The organism is Streptomyces sp. NPDC014676, assembly GCF_043084105.1.
GTDB lineage: Bacteria > Actinomycetota > Actinomycetes > Streptomycetales > Streptomycetaceae > Streptomyces.
The window spans coordinates 266,217-281,881 of the sequence record NZ_JBIBZI010000002.1; the positions used below are offsets into that span (position 1 = coordinate 266,217).

16 protein-coding genes are annotated in these 15,665 nt (G+C 71.7%); 7 read left to right on the top strand and 9 right to left on the bottom strand.

All coding sequences use genetic code 11. The annotated features are described in order from the left end of the window. Positions 1-3 precede the first annotated feature (3 nt). Positions 4-897: an NYN domain-containing protein gene (locus tag ACF1DX_RS05615; RefSeq protein ID WP_391789946.1), complete on the bottom strand. Its 894-nt coding sequence runs from the start codon at positions 895-897 to the stop codon at positions 4-6. Between the two features lie 230 nt (positions 898-1,127). Between ACF1DX_RS05615 and ACF1DX_RS05620 the strand changes: the two genes are divergently transcribed. Continuing rightward, positions 1,128-1,280, top strand: coding sequence for a hypothetical protein (locus ACF1DX_RS05620; RefSeq protein WP_106979586.1), 153 nt, complete (start codon positions 1,128-1,130; stop codon positions 1,278-1,280). A 107-nt stretch (positions 1,281-1,387) separates the two neighbouring features. Here the strand turns inward: ACF1DX_RS05620 and ACF1DX_RS05625 are convergent, their stop codons facing one another. From ACF1DX_RS05625 to ACF1DX_RS05635, 3 genes are all read right to left on the bottom strand, one after another. Continuing rightward, positions 1,388-1,993 carry a MarC family protein gene (locus ACF1DX_RS05625; RefSeq protein WP_391789947.1) on the bottom strand — a complete coding sequence of 202 codons (606 nt, stop codon included), beginning with the start codon at positions 1,991-1,993 and terminating at the stop codon, positions 1,388-1,390. A gap of 52 nt (positions 1,994-2,045) precedes the next feature. Further along, the gene (locus ACF1DX_RS05630) at positions 2,046-2,903 is read right to left on the bottom strand and encodes a PHP domain-containing protein (RefSeq protein ID WP_391789948.1); all 858 of its coding nucleotides are present in this window, start codon (positions 2,901-2,903) and stop codon (positions 2,046-2,048) included. 198 nt (positions 2,904-3,101) lie between these two features. Then, a complete protein-coding gene (locus ACF1DX_RS05635) occupies positions 3,102-3,743 on the bottom strand; it encodes a DUF6758 family protein (protein ID WP_391789949.1) in 642 nt (213 codons plus the stop codon). Between the two features lie 163 nt (positions 3,744-3,906). Between ACF1DX_RS05635 and ACF1DX_RS05640 the strand changes: the two genes are divergently transcribed. Next, entirely contained in the window at positions 3,907-5,142 is a 1,236-nt protein-coding gene (locus tag ACF1DX_RS05640; RefSeq protein ID WP_391789950.1) for an MFS transporter, read from the top strand. A gap of 30 nt (positions 5,143-5,172) precedes the next feature. Here ACF1DX_RS05640 and ACF1DX_RS05645 read toward each other — a convergent pair whose 3' ends face one another. After that, positions 5,173-5,757, bottom strand: coding sequence for a suppressor of fused domain protein (locus ACF1DX_RS05645; RefSeq protein WP_391789951.1), 585 nt, complete (start codon positions 5,755-5,757; stop codon positions 5,173-5,175). Positions 5,758-6,255: 498 nt separating this feature from the next. Between ACF1DX_RS05645 and ACF1DX_RS05650 the strand changes: the two genes are divergently transcribed. Together ACF1DX_RS05650 and ACF1DX_RS05655 are read left to right on the top strand one after the other, a co-directional pair. Continuing rightward, on the top strand, positions 6,256-7,377 hold the full coding sequence (locus ACF1DX_RS05650) for a magnesium and cobalt transport protein CorA (protein WP_391789952.1): 1,122 nt from the start codon (positions 6,256-6,258) through the stop codon (positions 7,375-7,377). A 32-nt stretch (positions 7,378-7,409) separates the two neighbouring features. Further along, positions 7,410-7,925, top strand: coding sequence for a hypothetical protein (locus ACF1DX_RS05655; protein WP_391789953.1), 516 nt, complete (start codon positions 7,410-7,412; stop codon positions 7,923-7,925). A gap of 78 nt (positions 7,926-8,003) precedes the next feature. On the opposite strand, the gene ACF1DX_RS05660 is transcribed toward ACF1DX_RS05655, so the two are convergent. Continuing rightward, positions 8,004-8,759, bottom strand: coding sequence for a hypothetical protein (locus ACF1DX_RS05660; RefSeq protein WP_391789954.1), 756 nt, complete (start codon positions 8,757-8,759; stop codon positions 8,004-8,006). 215 nt (positions 8,760-8,974) lie between these two features. Between ACF1DX_RS05660 and ACF1DX_RS05665 the strand changes: the two genes are divergently transcribed. The 3 genes from ACF1DX_RS05665 to ACF1DX_RS05675 are packed head-to-tail and all read left to right on the top strand — an operon-like array spanning position 8,975 to position 12,045. Then, positions 8,975-10,270 carry a magnesium transporter MgtE N-terminal domain-containing protein gene (locus ACF1DX_RS05665; RefSeq protein WP_391789955.1) on the top strand — a complete coding sequence of 432 codons (1,296 nt, stop codon included), beginning with the start codon at positions 8,975-8,977 and terminating at the stop codon, positions 10,268-10,270. Then, on the top strand, positions 10,260-10,868 hold the full coding sequence (locus ACF1DX_RS05670; RefSeq protein ID WP_391789956.1) for a DUF1003 domain-containing protein: 609 nt from the start codon (positions 10,260-10,262) through the stop codon (positions 10,866-10,868). Before ACF1DX_RS05665 ends, ACF1DX_RS05670 begins: the two co-directional genes overlap by 11 nt. Positions 10,869-10,911: 43 nt before the next feature. Next, on the top strand, positions 10,912-12,045 hold the full coding sequence (locus ACF1DX_RS05675) for an Mrp/NBP35 family ATP-binding protein (protein ID WP_006134540.1): 1,134 nt from the start codon (positions 10,912-10,914) through the stop codon (positions 12,043-12,045). Between the two features lie 62 nt (positions 12,046-12,107). Here ACF1DX_RS05675 and ACF1DX_RS05680 read toward each other — a convergent pair whose 3' ends face one another. The 3 genes from ACF1DX_RS05680 to ACF1DX_RS05690 form a co-directional block, all read right to left on the bottom strand. Then, positions 12,108-12,782, bottom strand: coding sequence for a hypothetical protein (locus tag ACF1DX_RS05680; protein WP_391789957.1), 675 nt, complete (start codon positions 12,780-12,782; stop codon positions 12,108-12,110). A 226-nt stretch (positions 12,783-13,008) separates the two neighbouring features. Continuing rightward, the gene (locus ACF1DX_RS05685; RefSeq protein ID WP_391789958.1) at positions 13,009-13,446 is read right to left on the bottom strand and encodes a sec-independent translocase; all 438 of its coding nucleotides are present in this window, start codon (positions 13,444-13,446) and stop codon (positions 13,009-13,011) included. A 126-nt stretch (positions 13,447-13,572) separates the two neighbouring features. After that, positions 13,573-15,618: a trypsin-like peptidase domain-containing protein gene (locus tag ACF1DX_RS05690; RefSeq protein ID WP_391789959.1), complete on the bottom strand. Its 2,046-nt coding sequence runs from the start codon at positions 15,616-15,618 to the stop codon at positions 13,573-13,575. Between the last annotated feature and the right edge of the window lie 47 nt (positions 15,619-15,665).

Genomic DNA, 15,665 nt, shown 5'->3' on the forward strand with positions numbered 1-15,665 from the left:
CGCTCAGTACTGCGCCTGGAGGTGGTCCCAGAAGCCGTCGCGCAGGGCGCGCCGCAGGTCCGCCTGGCCCCGCAGGGAGTACTGCAGCAGCCCCTCCGCCTCCACCAGCAGGTCCTGGTCGACGGATCCGGGCAGATAGGGATGGCCGGGAAGCAGCTCCACCAGCGTGTCCCGGCCCCGCGCGACCAGCCACTTCGCGGCGATCTGCGCGCCGACGAACCGGACGTCCTCGCGGACGGGCCGGCCCGTCGCGGGTTCGTACGGCGCTGCCGTGCGCCGGGAGACGTACGGCTTGAAGAAGTCCAGGTCGAGCGTGCGCTGGCTGTCGACCTCCCAGAGCAGCGGCTCGGCCTGGTTGCGGCCCTCGGGCGCCTCGATGCCCCAGAGGTGGACCCGGGCGCCGTACCCCTGGGCCGCCTCGACCGCCGAGACGAGGTCCTCGTCGCCGCCGAGCAGGGCCGCGTCGCTGATGGCGCGGTGCCGGGCCAGTGACTCCAGGTCGCTGCGGATCAGGGAGTCGACGCCCTTCTGCTGGTTGTTGGCGTTGAGGTTGCCGAGGCGGACCTTGACGTCCGGGAGTTCGGCGATGGACTGCTGCTCGGCGGTGTGGATGCGGCGTCTGGCCCCGTCGTACCAGTAGACCCGCAGCAGCCTGCTGTCCGCGAAGATGGTGCGGGCGCGGTCGATGAGCGCGTCGATGAGTCCCTCGGCGTCGAGGTCGAAGGCCCGGCGGTCCTCCGTCCCGGCCACGAGCCGTCCCGCGGCGGCGTACAGGTAGCCCGCGTCGACGAAGATGGCGTGGGTCGAGGGTGTCTTCGCCACCTCGGCGAGCATGCGCTGGAGCAGCTCGTTGGTGCGGTCGATACGGGCGTGCAGAGCCGCGAGGTCTTCGTTCATCACTTCCATTGTCCCGGTGGTCACGCTACGAACACAACCGGTCCCGGTCGGTCTCCTTCGAAACCCTTACCGGTCAGTATTTAGTCGATCGAAAAATTTCCTTAGCGTAGGGAATGTTTGCCTCACACATCCCGTTGAACCCTTCATGGAACACGGGCTCGACCGGCCCGTGCGCCGCCCCACCGAGTAGTTCTCCTCCAGGAGGATGACCAGACGAAGGGAGAAGCCCCTTGCGCTTCGAAATCATGCGACTCGACGACGTCGACGGCACGCCCGTGGACACCACCGTCGTGGACGCCGCCTCCGTCAACCGCATCGTTCAGCAGGCCGCCGCCATCGGGCAGCGCCTGTGGATCCGCCCGGCCGACACTCCGGCCTCATAACGCGCAGCACGCGGGACGCCGGCCGCACGGGCCGGGCCCCGAGGACGTACGCCACGGAGCCCCCGTACCGCCATCGGTACGGGGGCTCCGCGCGTCCGGCGCCGGGTTCAGCCGCCCCGGATCACCTGGGTGACGCCGTTGATGATCTGCTGCACGGCGATCGCGGAGAGCATCATGCCGGCCAGGCGCGTCACCAGCACCACGCCGCCGTCCTTGATGACCCTGATGATCAGCAGCGAGTACCGCATCACCAGCCACAGCACGACGTGGATGGCGAGGATCGCCGACCACACCGAGACCTGCCCGCCCACGCCGTCGGCCTTCTGCACGGCGAGGATGACCGACACGATCGCACCGGGCCCGGCCAGCAGCGGCATGCCCAGCGGGACCAGCGCGACGTTGACGTCCTTGGTCTGCTTGGGCTCGTCGGTCTTGCCGGTGAGCAGGTCCAGCGCGATCAGCAGGAGCAGCAGCCCGCCCGCGATCATCAGCGCGGGCACCGACACGTGCAGGTAGGCGAGGATCTGGTGGCCGAGCAGCCCGAACACGGCGATCACACCACCGGCCACACAGACGGCCTGGAAGGCCATCCGCTTCTGCACCGCGGCCGGCCGGCCGGCGGTCAGGGCGAGGAAGATCGGGGTGATCCCAGGGGGATCCATGATGACGAAAAGGGTCAGGAAGAGAGAGCCGAAGACGGCGACGTCGAGCATGACAGCCTTGCTGGGAACAGGTGAAAAGGGTGCGGGGAGGAAGGGGGGAGCCTCAGACTCCGCCGGTCCCCGGCACCGGGAACGCCCCGGTCGCGCGCCGCGTGATCTCGCCGTACACCTCGGGGTCCGTCATGAACTCGCCGAGGACGCAGGTCTTCCGGCTGCCGTGGTAGTCGCTGGAGCCGGTCACCAGGAGCCCCAGTTCCTTCGCGAGGCCGCGCAGCCGCGCCCGGGTCTCCGGGTCGTGGTCCATGTGGTCGACCTCGATGCCGTCGAGGCCGGCCTCGGCCAGCTCGGCGATCGCGGAATCCGGCACGGTCCTGCCCCGCTTGCTCGCGGCGGGATGCGCGAAGACGGCGACCCCGCCCGCGTTCTTGACCAGCCGCAGGGCCTCGAAGGGGTCGGTCTCGTGCTTCTCCATGTGGGCCCGGCCGCCGTCGGCCAGCCACTCCCGGGTGAACGCGTCGTTCACGGTGGGCACGACGCCCAGCTCGACGAGCGCGCTGGCCACGTGCGGGCGGCCCACCGAGCCGTCACCGGCGATCCGCGCCACCTGCTCCCAGGTGACCGGCACACCCAGCGCGTTCAGCTTGGCGATCATGCCCTGGGCCCGCGGCACCCGGTCGTCCCGGACCAGCTCGCGCTCGGCGAGCAGCGCGGGCTCCTCGGGGTCGAAGAGGTAGGCCAGCATGTGCATGCTGACGCCGTCGAGCCGGCAGGAGAGTTCCGCTCCGGGGACCAGGGTGAGTCCCGCCGGGAGTGCGGAGAGCGCTTCGGCGTGCCCGCGGGTGGTGTCGTGGTCGGTCAGCGCGATGACGTCGAGACCGGCGGCGGCCGCCTTGCGGACCAGGTCGGCCGGCGTGTCCGTACCGTCGGACGCGGTGGAGTGGGTGTGCAGATCGATACGCACGACGCATGACTCCAAGCGGTGACGGACGGACGGGGACGCTCCAGGATAACCGGATTTTCACACGTCTCCTGTCACACCCGAACCCGCCGTGCGCCCCCTACCAGCCCGCTGTGCGGCATCTGTACCTCCAGGCGTCATGCCTTCAGGCGTCCGCACCTCCAGTCGTCCGCACCTCCAGGCGTCCATGCCTCCAGACGCCTACGCCTCCAGCAGGCGCGGTGACAGCGCACCGCAGGGCATCAGCTCCACCTCGGCCCCCGCGTCCCGCAGGTCGGCGAGGACCAGTTCGTCGTACATCAGCAGCCCCGACTGTTCCGGCCACACCACCGCCCACAGCCACATTCCGAGCGCCTCGCCCGCGAAGACGGCGCGGTCGTCCGGTGTCTTGGCGACGTGCCAGAGCGGGGTCGGGCGGCCGGCGGCCAGCACCTTGGCCTGGGGCGGCTTCTCGACGTTCATGTACGGCCCCGGGTCCGGGCCGTCGACGCCCGCGTACCGCGCGCCGAGGCCCACGCCGAGCTCCTCGGCGACCAGGATGAGCTCACCCATGCCGCCGAGCGGTCCCGGCCCGGTGCATGCGACGGCGGTCGCCCGGCCCCCGCTGCGGTCGTCGCCCGCGCTGGCCACGCCCGTGAACAGCCAGCCCACCGGCAGCGGCCACGGCATCCACACCGGCACCTTCGCGCGGCGCACGGCGACTTCGAGGGCCTCGACGCTCGGCGGTATCACGGGCTGCATCGGGTGCACGGTGCCGTGCGCAGCGCACTGCCAGGCATCCGAGAAGAGGCCGGGAGCCCTGACCCGGCCACCACACTTCGGGCAACTGGGTTCGCCCCTCATAGGGCCCCACGGTCCTACCCCGGCCGCGCCACGTCAAGGACGATCACCCGTCCGGGCGGAACCGGCCACGCGAGAAACTAGATGTAGATTGCATTAATTAGCGTAGCTAATCTATTATGTGTATGAGTCAATCAACAGCTCCCTGTCCGGGATTGGAGCACCCATGGACGACCCCAACGACCCCTTCGACACGGGATCGGGCGGCATCCTCCGCCAGCCGAAGTCCGTGTGGGCGACGGCCGGCGCGTCCGTCGTGGCCTTCATGGGGATCGGGCTCGTCGACCCGATCCTGCCCTCCATCGCCCAGGGCCTCGACGCCACCGCCGGGCAGGTCTCCCTGCTCTTCACCTCGTACTTCCTCATCACCGCGCTCGCGATGCTGGTGACCGGCTTCGTCTCCAGCCGCGTCGGCGGCCGGAAGACCCTGCTGCTCGGACTCGCGCTCGTCGTGGTCTTCGCCGGACTGTCCGGCACCTCGGAATCGGTCGGCGAGCTGGTCGGCTTCCGGGCGGGCTGGGGCCTCGGCAACGCGCTGTTCGTCTCCACGGCCCTCGCGGTCATCGTCGGCGCGGCGGCGGGCGGCAGCGCGGCGGCCATCCTGCTGTACGAGTCCGCCCTCGGCCTCGGCATGGCCTGCGGACCGCTGGTGGGCGCGCTGCTCGGCGACGCGAGCTGGCGCTACCCGTTCTTCGGTACGGCCGCCCTGATGGCGGTCGGCTTCCTGTGCATCGCGGTGTTCCTGAGGGAGCAGCCGAAGCCGGCCCGCAAGACCTCGCTGCTCGACCCGCTCAGGGCGCTCGGACACGGCGGACTGGCGTCCGCGGCGGTCTCGGCGTTCTTCTACAACTACACGTTCTTCACCGTGCTGGCCTTCACGCCGTTCGTGCTGGACATGTCCCCGTACCGGTCGGGCGCGGTGTTCTTCGCCTGGGGCGTGCTGCTCGCCGTCTTCTCGGTGCTCGTGGCACCCCGGTTGCAGAAGCGGTTCGGCTCGCTGAAGGTGCTGGGCGGCTCGCTGGTGCTGCTCGCGGCGGACGTGCTCGTCCTCGGCTACGGCGACCACACCACGGCCGTCGTCTGCACCGTCCTGTCCGGCGCCCTCATCGGTGTGAACAACACGGTCTACACCGAGCTGGCGCTCGGGGTGTCGGACGCGCCCCGGCCGGTGGCGAGCGCCGGCTACAACTTCGTGCGCTGGTTCGCGGCGGCCGCCGCGCCCTTCTTCGCGCCGAAGATCGAGGAGTGGACCGACGTCCACGTCCCGTTCGTGGTCGCGGCGGTCACGGCGGTGCTGGGCGCGCTGGTGGTCGTCGTACGGCGCCGGGCGCTCGTCCATGGGGCCCAGGAGCCCCAGCCGCGCCACGCCGCCGAGGACGGCGTCACCGCCTTCGTCAACTGACCAGAATCCGGCGTGCGTTGGTGACCTCGCTCACTCCAGCGGAACGGACCCGCGGGACGGATCCCGCAGGTCCGTTCCCTGGTTCAGCCAGCGTTCCTGGAGGGCCTGGGCGCCGTGCACCCGTTTCCAGGCGGCCTCGTTCGGGGTCATCGGCAGCAGCGGCAGGAACCGTACGGGGTCCAGGGGCTCGTCGAGCTCCAGGTCCTCCACCAGGCCGCCCGGCTCGGCGACCAGCACCGAGGTGAACGGGGCACCGGGCCACAGCGGTTCACCCACGTCCAGCGAGGCGCCGGGGGCCACGACCACGCCCTCGACCTGCGGGGACGCGGCGAGCACGGCGAGCGGGCGGAGCACCTTGTCGGTGTCGGCCGCGCCGCCCCGGACGGACAGCACCAGCTCGACACGCGGCCCCTTGACCGGGTCCGCGATCACCGCCGTGGGGTCGGTCATGGGCTGCGCGGACATGCCGAGGGTGGCGTAGCGCACGAGGTCTCCCTCGTGGAAGCGCAGCACCTCGATGCGGTCCGTGCCCAGGAAGGTGACCGCCGCGCGGGCGTCCGGTTCGCCCAGCGTCGTACGCAACCGGGCCTCGACCAGAGGAAGAACATCAGCCATGCGGCGAGCATAGAACTCGTCAGTACCGGGCAAAGCAGAGCCTTGACATGGCAGTCGGCTGATACGCTTGGCCGGTGGTTCGGGCAGCACGCAGAAGCGTCCGATCGTCCCGAACGCCTGTGTGACACTCCCCGTCCAGAGGGAGGAATCCCCCAGGGGGATTGTGGATCGTCCCTCACGGGGGACCGGCCGGAGGAGGTGGGGCTGGCATGGACCGAAGTCGACCGTGCAGTAGCACCCGCTCTTCCGCCCTCTGATGTAGCTGCTCCTGTCTGGCTCCCGCCTTTCGTTCGCGCGTCTCCATCGGAAGAGCACTTTGTTTCGTTCCGCCTGATCTGCCCCAGTAGCTGTATCAGCGACGAAGCCCGCCACCGCGACGGTGCGGTGCTCCCCGCTTTGTGGACGCGCCAAACATCCGCAGTCCAGGACGTCCTCATTCCGGGTTGCTCCACCCGTCGTTCCGGCGCCTTTCGTTGCCCGCCCGCGAAGGAGCCCGCCATGTCGATGATCCGCGACCTGCGCGCCGTGGTCCGTCCCTCCTCCCGTGTCTCGCTGCGCAAGGAGAGCGGCCCGTACGACACCACCCGCGACCCCGCGACGACCACCGCCGTCGTCGACTGCGCCGTCTACCGCGACGGCCGCCGCCTGCCGGCCGAGGGCGGCCCGCTCACCCCGCACGAGGCGATGCGGCTGGTGCGCCGCGACGGAGGCTTCGTGTGGATCGGTCTGCACGAGCCGAACGAGGCCGAATTCGCCGGGATCGCAGGGGAGTTCGGCCTGCACCCGCTGGCCGTGGAGGACGCCGTCCAGGCCCATCAGCGGCCCAAGCTGGAGCGCTACGACGACTCCCTGTTCACGGTTTTCAAGACCGTCCACTACGTCGACCACGACGAGCTCTCCGCCAGCAGCGAGGTCGTCGAGACCGGTGAGGTGATGTGCTTCACCGGCCGGGACTTCCTCATCACCGTCCGGCACGGCGGGCAGGGCTCCCTGCGGGCCCTCAGGCACCGCCTCCAGGACGACCCCGAGCTGCTGGCCAAGGGCCCCTCGGCGGTGCTGCACGCCATCGCCGACCATGTGGTGGACGGCTACATCGCGGTGGCCGACGCGGTGCAGGACGACATCGACGAGGTCGAGACGGAGGTGTTCTCGCCGGGCCGCAAGGGCACCCCGCGCGGCACCGACGCCGGGCGGATCTACCAACTCAAGCGTGAGGTCCTGGAGTTCAAGCGGGCCGTGTCGCCGCTGCTGCGGCCGATGCAGCTGCTGAGCGAGCGGCCGATGCGGCTGGTCGACCCGGACATCCAGAAGTACTTCCGGGACGTGGCCGACCACCTGGCCCGGGTGCAGGAGCAGGTCATCGGCTTCGACGAACTGCTGAACTCCATCCTCCAGGCCAACCTCGCCCAGGCCTCCGTGGCGCAGAACGAGGACATGCGGAAGATCACCTCGTGGGCCGCGATCATCGCCGTACCGACGATGGTGTGCGGGGTGTACGGGATGAACTTCGACCACATGCCGGAGCTGCGGTGGAAGTACGGCTATCCGCTGGTCCTGGGGATCACGGTGGCCCTCTGTCTGGGCATCCACCGCACGCTGAAGCGCAACGGCTGGCTCTGAGCGCCCCGGGAGCGCCTGGATAGGCTGGACCCATGACAAGTGCGCTGCTCGACCGGGCCCTCATCGAGGAGGCCACGAAGAAGTCCGGCCTCGTCTGGGTCAAGGGGCCCGGCGCCGCGGCCCGTGCGCTGTGGCACGTATGGCACGAGGGTGCCGCCTGCGTGGTCGGCGACGGGCCCGGGGAGCAGCCGCTGCCGGGGCTGGCCGACGGCGCCTCCGTCGAGGTGACGGTCCGCAGCAAGGACAAGGGCGGCCGGCTGGTCTCCTGGACGGCGACGGTCGTGGAACTGCCACCGGGCTCCGGGGAGTGGGAGGCGGCGGTCGCCGACCTCAAGGGCAAGCGGCTCAACGCGCCCGACGGCGAGGCGATGACCGGGCGCTGGGCCCGTGAGTGCCGCGTCCTGCGCCTGGAGCCGACCGGGGCGACGGCCCCGCTCCCCGACGGCTCCCTGGCCGAGTCCCCCCTGCCGACACCGGCGACGACCCGGCACCCCGTCCCGGCGGGACTGCCCCGGCTGCTGCTCAAGAAGAGGAAGCGGCGGGCCTAGGGAGTGCCGTGCGGATCCGGCCGGGGCCGCGGGCCCCGTCCGGAGGGGGCGCGCCCCGTCGTCCCCGGACGGCGCCCCTCAGGACGTCGGGAGCTGCTTGCCGTAGTCGAGGGTCTCGTCCTTGGCCGGTTCCTTCAGGTCGAAGTCGGTGCCCCAGGAGGAGAAGGTGAGGGTGCCCGCCTTGCCGGCGCGCACCAGGCGCACCGGGTACGGCTTGCCCTCCAGGGAGACGTCCAGGGTGCCGCCGGAGCCCTCGTCGCCGGTGACGCGGATGGTGCGGACGCCCGACTGCTCGTGGTGGCCGTCCGTGGCCAGTTCGCCGTGCAGGGTCAGCAGACCGTCGAGGAGGACATTCTTGTCCGTGAAGCCGATGAACTTCTTGTACGACGGATCGTCCTGCGGCACCTTCACATACTTCTCGGCGAGCTTGCCGGCCGCCGCCGCGTCCGCCTTGCCGTCGTCCGCCTCGCCGTCCTCGTGCCCCCAGAACTCGGCACCGGCCTTCAGGTACAGCTCGTCGTCGACCCGCAGCAGGCGAAACGTCTCGCCCCCGGTGGTGACCGAGCCGATGCCGCCCTCCTCCTTCAGCCGCATGTCCAGGGTGTACGTGCGTCCGCTGGTGACCACGGTGCCGTGCAGCCGTACGGTGCCGGCCGACTCGGCGGCCTTCTGGGATCTGCTCCGGATCTGGTCGGCGGGCAGTCTGCCGACACCGTTGGTGCCCTCGTCCGGATCCTCGGAGCATCCCGTGAGCACCGTCCCCGTCACGAGCAGCGCGCACACGGCGCCGGCCAGCACGGCCCTGCGGGAACGGCCCCGGTAGATCGGAATCACAGGTGGGCTGCCTCTCTGACGGGGGACCTGAACGGCGTACCGCAGGGTACCGGGGCCGGGCGGTCCGAACGGAGCCAGTCCGTCCGGACCGGTCGCCGGCGCACGGATGATCGGTACGGGCTAGCCTGAAGCCCACCCGAGCGGGCAATCCGGATAACAGACGCAGCAGGCAGTGCACGGCAACGAAAGACCCCGCACGGAAAGGAGTGGCGGCCATGGCAGGGGGAGCCCCCCGGTTCTTCGTCTCGCACGTCTCCGGTGTCGCCGTCTTCGATCCGGCCGGCGACCAGGTGGGGCGCGTGCGCGACCTGGTCGTCATCCTGCGACCGGGCCGGCGTCCGCCGCGGCTGCTCGGCCTGGTGGTCGAGCTCTCCACCCGCCGTCGTATCTTCCTGCCCATGACCCGGGTGACCGCCGTGCAGTCCGGCCAGGTCATCACGACCGGGGTGCTCAACGTCCGGCGCTTCGAGCAGCGGCCCACCGAGCGGCTCGTCTTCGGTGAGCTGCTCGACCGGCGGGTGACGCTCGTGGAGGGCGGCGAGGAGGTCACCGTCCTGGACCTGTCGGTGCATCAGCTCCCGGCCCGCCGCGAGTGGGAGATCGACCGGGTCTTCGTGCGCAAGGGGAAGAAGGGCGGCGCGTTCCGGCGCGGCAAGGGCGAGGCGCTGACCGTCGAGTGGTCCGCGGTCACCGGGTTCTCCCTGGAGGAGCAGGGGCAGGGCGCCGAGAACCTGCTCGCCACCTTCGAACAGCTCCGCCCCGCCGACCTCGCCAACGTCCTGCACCACCTCTCCCCCAAACGGCGCGCGGAGGTGGCCGCCGCCCTCGACGACGACCGGCTCGCCGACGTCCTGGAGGAGCTGCCGGAGGACGACCAGATCGAGATCCTCGGCAAGCTGAAGGAGGAGCGCGCCGCCGACGTCCTGGAGGCCATGGACCCCGACGACGCGGCCGACCTGCTGGGCGAGCTGCCCGAGGCGGACAAGGAGCGGCTGCTGAGCCTGATGCAGCCCTCCGACGCGGCCGACATGCGGCGCCTGATGGCGTACGAGGAGCACACGGCGGGCGGTCTGATGACGACCGAGCCGATCGTGCTGCGGCCCGACGCGACCGTCGCGGACGCCCTCGCCCGGATCCGCGAGCCGGACCTCTCCCCCGCGCACGCCGCGCAGATCTACGTCTGCCGCCCGCCCGAGGAGACGCCCACCGGCAAGTACCTGGGCACGGTCCACTTCCAGCGTCTGCTGCGCGACCCCCCGTACACGCTGGTCGGCTCGATCCTCGACGACGACCTCCAGCCCCTGGACCCGGACGCGGCGCTGCCCGTGGTCGCCGGGTTCTTCGCCACGTACGACATGGTGGCGGCGCCGGTGGTCGACGAGTCGGGGTCGCTGCTGGGCGCGGTGACGGTGGACGACGTACTGGACCACATGCTGCCCGACGACTGGCGGGAGACCGAGTTCCACCTCGACGAGGACGAGGACGAGGGGGTGGTGACCGATGGCTCCTGAGCGCGACGGCGTGCGCGAGCGCGTGCCGGCGGGCGCCACGGCCGCCGGACGGCCGCGCACGCCCCGTCTGGACCAGCCGCGCCCTCCCAGGCGCCGCTTCCTGCCCGAGTGGGACCCGGAGGCCTTCGGGCGGCTCTCGGAGAGCGTCGCGCGGTTCCTGGGCACCGGGCGGTTCATCGTCTGGATGACGTTCGTCATCATCCTGTGGGTGGTGTGGAACGTGTCCGCGCCGAAGGAATTGCGCTTCGACGAGTACCCGTTCATCTTCCTGACGCTGATGCTGTCGCTCCAGGCCTCCTACGCGGCTCCGCTGATCCTGCTCGCGCAGAACAGGCAGGACGACCGGGACCGGGTCAACCTGGAGCAGGACCGCAAGCAGAACGAGCGGTCGATCGCGGACACCGAGTACCTGACCCGGGAGATCGCCGCCCTGCGGATCGGACTCGGGGAGGTGGCCACGCGGGACTGGATCCGCTCGGAGCTCCAGGACATGGTCAAGGAACTGGAGGGACGGCAGAACGGCCACAAGGACCATCAGGGCACTTTCCCGGCGATGCGGGCGGAACACCCGCCCGGACGTGACGCAGACGACCGCTGACGTCCTTACCGGCGGGTGTACCCGGCGCCGTACCATCGTCCGTATGGCTACGGAAGACGCGGTGCGCGAGGCACTGGCGACGGTGAACGACCCCGAGATCAACCGGCCCATCACCGAACTCGGCATGGTCAAATCGGTGGAGATCGGGGCGGACGGGGCGGTCGCGGTCACCGTGTACCTGACGGTCTCCGGCTGCCCCATGCGGGACACGATCACGCAGCGCGTGACGGACGCGGTCTCCCGGGTCGAGGGGGTCACCCGGGTCGACGTGACGCTGGACGTCATGAGCGACGAGCAGCGCAAGGAGCTGGCCAGCGCCCTGCGCGGCGGTCAGACCGAGCGTGAGGTGCCCTTCGCCAAGCCGGGCAGCCTGACCCGGGTCTACGCGGTCGCGTCCGGCAAGGGCGGCGTCGGCAAGTCCTCGGTGACGGTGAACCTGGCGGCGGCGATGGCGGCCGACGGGCTGAAGGTCGGTGTCGTGGACGCCGACATCTACGGTCACTCGGTGCCGCGCATGCTGGGCGCGGACGGGCGTCCCACCCAGGTCGAGAACATGATCATGCCGCCGTCGGCGCACGGCGTGAAGGTCATCTCCATCGGCATGTTCACCCCGGGCAACGCGCCCGTGGTGTGGCGCGGTCCGATGCTGCACCGCGCGCTCCAGCAGTTCCTGGCGGACGTGTACTGGGGCGACCTGGACGTGCTGCTGCTCGACCTGCCGCCCGGCACCGGTGACATCGCGATCTCGGTCGCGCAGCTCGTGCCGAACGCGGAGATCCTGGTCGTCACGACCCCGCAGCAGGCCGCGGCCGAGGTGGCCGAGCGGGCGGGCTCCATCGCCGTGCAGACGCACCAGAAGATCGTCGGCGTGGTCGAGAACATGTCCGGGCTGCCCTGCCCGCACTGCGGCGAGATGGTCGACGTGTTCGGCACGGGCGGCGGTCAGACCGTCGCCGACGGCCTGACCCGGACGACCGGTGCGACCGTGCCGGTGCTCGGCGCCATCCCGATCGACGTCCGGCTGCGCGAGGGCGGCGACGAGGGCAAGCCCGTGGTGCTGTCCGACCCCGACTCCCCTGCGGGCTCGGCGCTCCGCTCGATCGCCGGCAAGCTGGGCGGGCGGCAGCGGGGCCTGTCGGGCATGTCGCTGGGGATCACCCCGCGCAACAAGTTCTGAGGTCTCTCACGCACGAGGGCGCCGTCCGCTGCCGGACGGCGCCCTTCCGTATACGTACCCGCTCAGGCGTCGTACGCGGTGATGTCCTTGACCACGGCGAAGCCGAGGCCGTACGCGCTCATCCCCCTGCCGTACGCGCCCACGTGCACGCCCTCCGCCGTGGAACCGGCGAGCACCCAGCCGAACTCGGACTCCCGGTAGTGGAACGGCGTCGGCACCCCGTCCACGGGCAGGGTCAGCGCCGACCAGTCCTCGCCCTCCAGGTCGTCCGCGAGGACCCACGCGGTCTCCGTCTGCTGGTCCAGCCAGTCGTCGCGCAGGGAGTGGTCCATCTGGCCGGGCCAGGTGAAGGACAGCAGCCCCACCCCGGCGAGCCAGGCGGCGGAGGAGACCGAGGTGGCCTCCAGCAGACCGGTGCCGTCGGCGCTGCGGCGCACCGGGTTGGCGGCCACGGTCACCACGACCGCGAACCTCTCCTTGGTCTCCTGGTCGGTCCCGGCCGTGTACTCGCTGCGCACCGAGGGCTCGTCGCCGTGCCCGACCGATCCGTGCTCGACGGCCCCGTCGGCCGCCAGTCCGACCTGCATCAGCCAGCGCCGCCCCGTGAAGGCCTCGTCGAGGCCGTACCAGGGGAAGGGCGCACGCAGGTAGCCGTCGACGGTACGCCGGGCGGAGGGAACGGGTTCTCCGCCCTCCGCGGCCGGCGCCTGCGCGACTGCCGAACTCGTCGTCTCCATGTGGCCGGACGCCTCCTCGCTCTCGTCGGACCGGGCGGCCCGCCCCCCTTCGGGCGTACTCGTCCGTTCCGCACAACAACTCGGCAGCATAACCACCTTGACGTCGGAGGCTGGGAAACCGCCCGGCGCGTGGGCCGTGCGGACGCCCTGATCAGGCCGTGCGGGGCCCGGGCGGAGTATGAGACACATCACGTACGCGGGGGCGTACGCCCCGGCGCCGGACGGCTCAGGTGGCGTCCGCGTCGAAGGGCGGGCGGTCGTCGGCCGCCGGCGCCTCGGGCTTCTTGGTCATGTCCACACGGCCACCGGAGGAGGACGGGGCGGAGGACGGGGAGTCGGTGTCGCGGCCGTGGACGGCGTCCGCGACCTCGGCCATCTCCTTCTTCAGGTCGAAGCCGTTACGGATCTCCTTGAGCCCCAGGTCGTCGTTGTCCAGCTGCTTGCGGATGAACGTCTTGGGGTTGAGGTCCTCGAACTCGAAGTCCTTGAACTCCGGGCCGAGTTCCTGCCGGATGTCCTGCTTGGCGCTCTCCGAGAAGTCCCGGATCTTCCGGATCGTGCGCGTCACGTCCTGGATGACCTTGGGGAGCTTGTCCGGACCGAAGACGAGCACGGCGAGGACGATCAGCGTCACCAGCTCGAGCGGTCCTATGTCATTGAACACCTGAAGCTCCTCGCGATGCCTTCGGTCCTCGGTCCCCGGGGCGGCCTGCGGTCTTCCGTGGTCCGGGCCGGGTCCACGGTACCCGGCCACCCCGTGCGTCCGGTACCGTCCCGGGGCTCATCCGCCTCAGTCGCCCGCCGAGGAACCGAGCGTCAGGGTGACCGTCCGCTCCTCGCCGTCCCGCTCCAGGGTGAGTTCGAGGCGGTCGCCGGGGCGGTGGGCACGGGTCTTGACGATGAGTTCCTCACCGGAGTGGACGCGCCGGCCGTCGACCTCGGTGATGACGTCACCGGCCTTGATCCCGGCCTTGGCGCCGGGGCCGCCGGTGCTGACCGGGGGTCCGCCGTCGCCGGCCTTCTCCGCGACGCGGGCGCCGTCGCCGCCGTACTGCATGTCGAGGGTGACGCCGATCACCGGGTGGGTGGCCTTCCCGGTGTTGATCAGCTCCTCGGCGACGCGCTTGCCCTGGTTGATGGGGATGGCGAAGCCGAGTCCTATGGAGCCGGCCTGACCGGCGTCCGGGTCGGCGCCGCCGCCGGCGGAGCGGATGGCCGAGTTGATGCCGATCACCCGGGCCCTGGCGTCGAGCAGGGGGCCGCCGGAGTTGCCGGGGTTGATCGGCGCGTCGGTCTGCAGGGCGTCGACGTACGACACGTCGCTGCCGTCGCCCTCCTCACCGCCGGCGGTGATGGGCCGCTCGCGAGCGCTGATGATGCCGGAGGTGACGGTGCCGGCCAGGTCGAAGGGGGCGCCGATGGCGACGACGGGGTCGCCGACCCGCACGTTGTCGGAGTTGCCCAGCGGCAGGGGGGTGAGTCCGCTGACGCCCTTCACCTTCACGACGGCGAGGTCGTAGCCGCTGTCCCGGCCCACGACGGTGGCCTCGGCGGTGTCACCGTTGTGGAAGGTGACGGTGATCTCGCCGTCGTCCCCCGCGGGTTGGACGACGTGGTCGTTGGTGAGGATGTGACCGCGCCCGTCGAGCACGAAGCCGGTGCCGGTGCCGGCCTCGCCGGCGCCGCTGGCATGCAGGGTGACGACGCTGGGCAGTGCCTGTGCGGCGATTCCGGCGACGCTGCCGGGGTCGCGTGCGGCATCCTCCTTCCCGGCCTGCGGCAGCTCCACGGTACCCACGCCGCCGTTGCGCTCCAGATACGTGCCGATGATCCCGCCGATGCCGCCGGAGACGAGCGCGAGCACCAGCGCGGCCCCGATGAGCACCCGCCGGGCCCGCCGGCGCTTCTGCTTCTCGCTGACCACGGTGGGCCCGGCCTGCTGCAACGGCGCGGCGGCGGCCGCCGCCCAGGGGTCGTAACGCCCCCAGGGGTCGGCGGCCGGGGCGTCCTGGGCCGGGGGCACCTGGCTGTCCGGGTGCGCTTGCGCGGGGATGACGGGCGCGGTGGGGGCGCCGTGCGGTGCGGGGGCGCCGTGCGGTGCCGCGCCCGGGCCCGGGGGAGGCGCCGGGGGTGCGCCCTGCGGTACGGGACCGGTGCGGGGCGTCGGGTCCGGGGGCGTGGGAGGCGCCGCGAGCGTCATGCCGTGCGCGGGTGTCGTCGCCGGGTGCTGTACGGGCGGGGCGGGCGCCCAGGGGCCCGGTTCGCCGTACGGCGGGGTGCTGTAGGGATCGGGGTCGTGCAGGGGCGTCCGCTGCTCGTGGGCGGGGAGCCCGAAAGCCACCGGCGGCGGGCCGGAGACCGCGGGTGCGGGGACCGCCGGGGACGCGGCCCCGGCGGAGGCGTCGGACGCGCCGGGGGCCGGGACGGACGGGGGCAGGGACCCGGCGGAGGCGTCGGCCTTCGCGAGGGAGGTGCCGGGGGCCGGGATGGACGAAGGCACGTCCCCGGCCGGGGTGTCGCCCGTACCGGGGGCCGGAGCGGCCGGGGACGTGTCCCGGGTGGGCTCGTCGGGGACACCGGTCCCGGCGGCAAAGGCGCCGGGCGCCGGGGGCGGTGTGGCGGAGGCCACAGGGCCGGGGACGCCGGGAGCGGGCTCGAGGGGCCGGTCCTCGGAGCCCTCGGGCCGCAGGGGGCGGTCCAGTTCGTAGTCGCCCTCGTGGCCGTCGCCGACGGCGGCCGGCTCGCGGTGCGGGCGGGCCAGTTCGAAGTCGCCGTCGTGTCCCTCGGGACGCGTGGTCGGCTCCTCCCCCGGTGGGCCCGGCTTCCCCTCGTTCATGCTCTCCCCACGGCTGGACACGGCACCGCACGACGGCGGTGGCCGCG

Coding starts and splice junctions, on each gene's coding strand:
- ACF1DX_RS05635 (WP_391789949.1), bottom strand. CDS start 3,743: ATGAGGGGCGAACCCAGTTGCCCGAAGTGTGGTGGCCGGGTCAGGGCT.
- ACF1DX_RS05640 (WP_391789950.1), top strand. CDS start 3,907: ATGGACGACCCCAACGACCCCTTCGACACGGGATCGGGCGGCATCCTC.
- ACF1DX_RS05650 (WP_391789952.1), top strand. CDS start 6,256: ATGTCGATGATCCGCGACCTGCGCGCCGTGGTCCGTCCCTCCTCCCGT.
- ACF1DX_RS05680 (WP_391789957.1), bottom strand. CDS start 12,782: ATGGAGACGACGAGTTCGGCAGTCGCGCAGGCGCCGGCCGCGGAGGGC.
- ACF1DX_RS05655 (WP_391789953.1), top strand. CDS start 7,410: ATGACAAGTGCGCTGCTCGACCGGGCCCTCATCGAGGAGGCCACGAAG.
- ACF1DX_RS05645 (WP_391789951.1), bottom strand. CDS start 5,757: ATGGCTGATGTTCTTCCTCTGGTCGAGGCCCGGTTGCGTACGACGCTG.
- ACF1DX_RS05615 (WP_391789946.1), bottom strand. CDS start 897: ATGAACGAAGACCTCGCGGCTCTGCACGCCCGTATCGACCGCACCAAC.
- ACF1DX_RS05670 (WP_391789956.1), top strand. CDS start 10,260: ATGGCTCCTGAGCGCGACGGCGTGCGCGAGCGCGTGCCGGCGGGCGCC.
- ACF1DX_RS05665 (WP_391789955.1), top strand. CDS start 8,975: ATGGCAGGGGGAGCCCCCCGGTTCTTCGTCTCGCACGTCTCCGGTGTC.
- ACF1DX_RS05625 (WP_391789947.1), bottom strand. CDS start 1,993: ATGCTCGACGTCGCCGTCTTCGGCTCTCTCTTCCTGACCCTTTTCGTC.
- ACF1DX_RS05675 (WP_006134540.1), top strand. CDS start 10,912: ATGGCTACGGAAGACGCGGTGCGCGAGGCACTGGCGACGGTGAACGAC.
- ACF1DX_RS05690 (WP_391789959.1), bottom strand. CDS start 15,618: ATGAACGAGGGGAAGCCGGGCCCACCGGGGGAGGAGCCGACCACGCGT.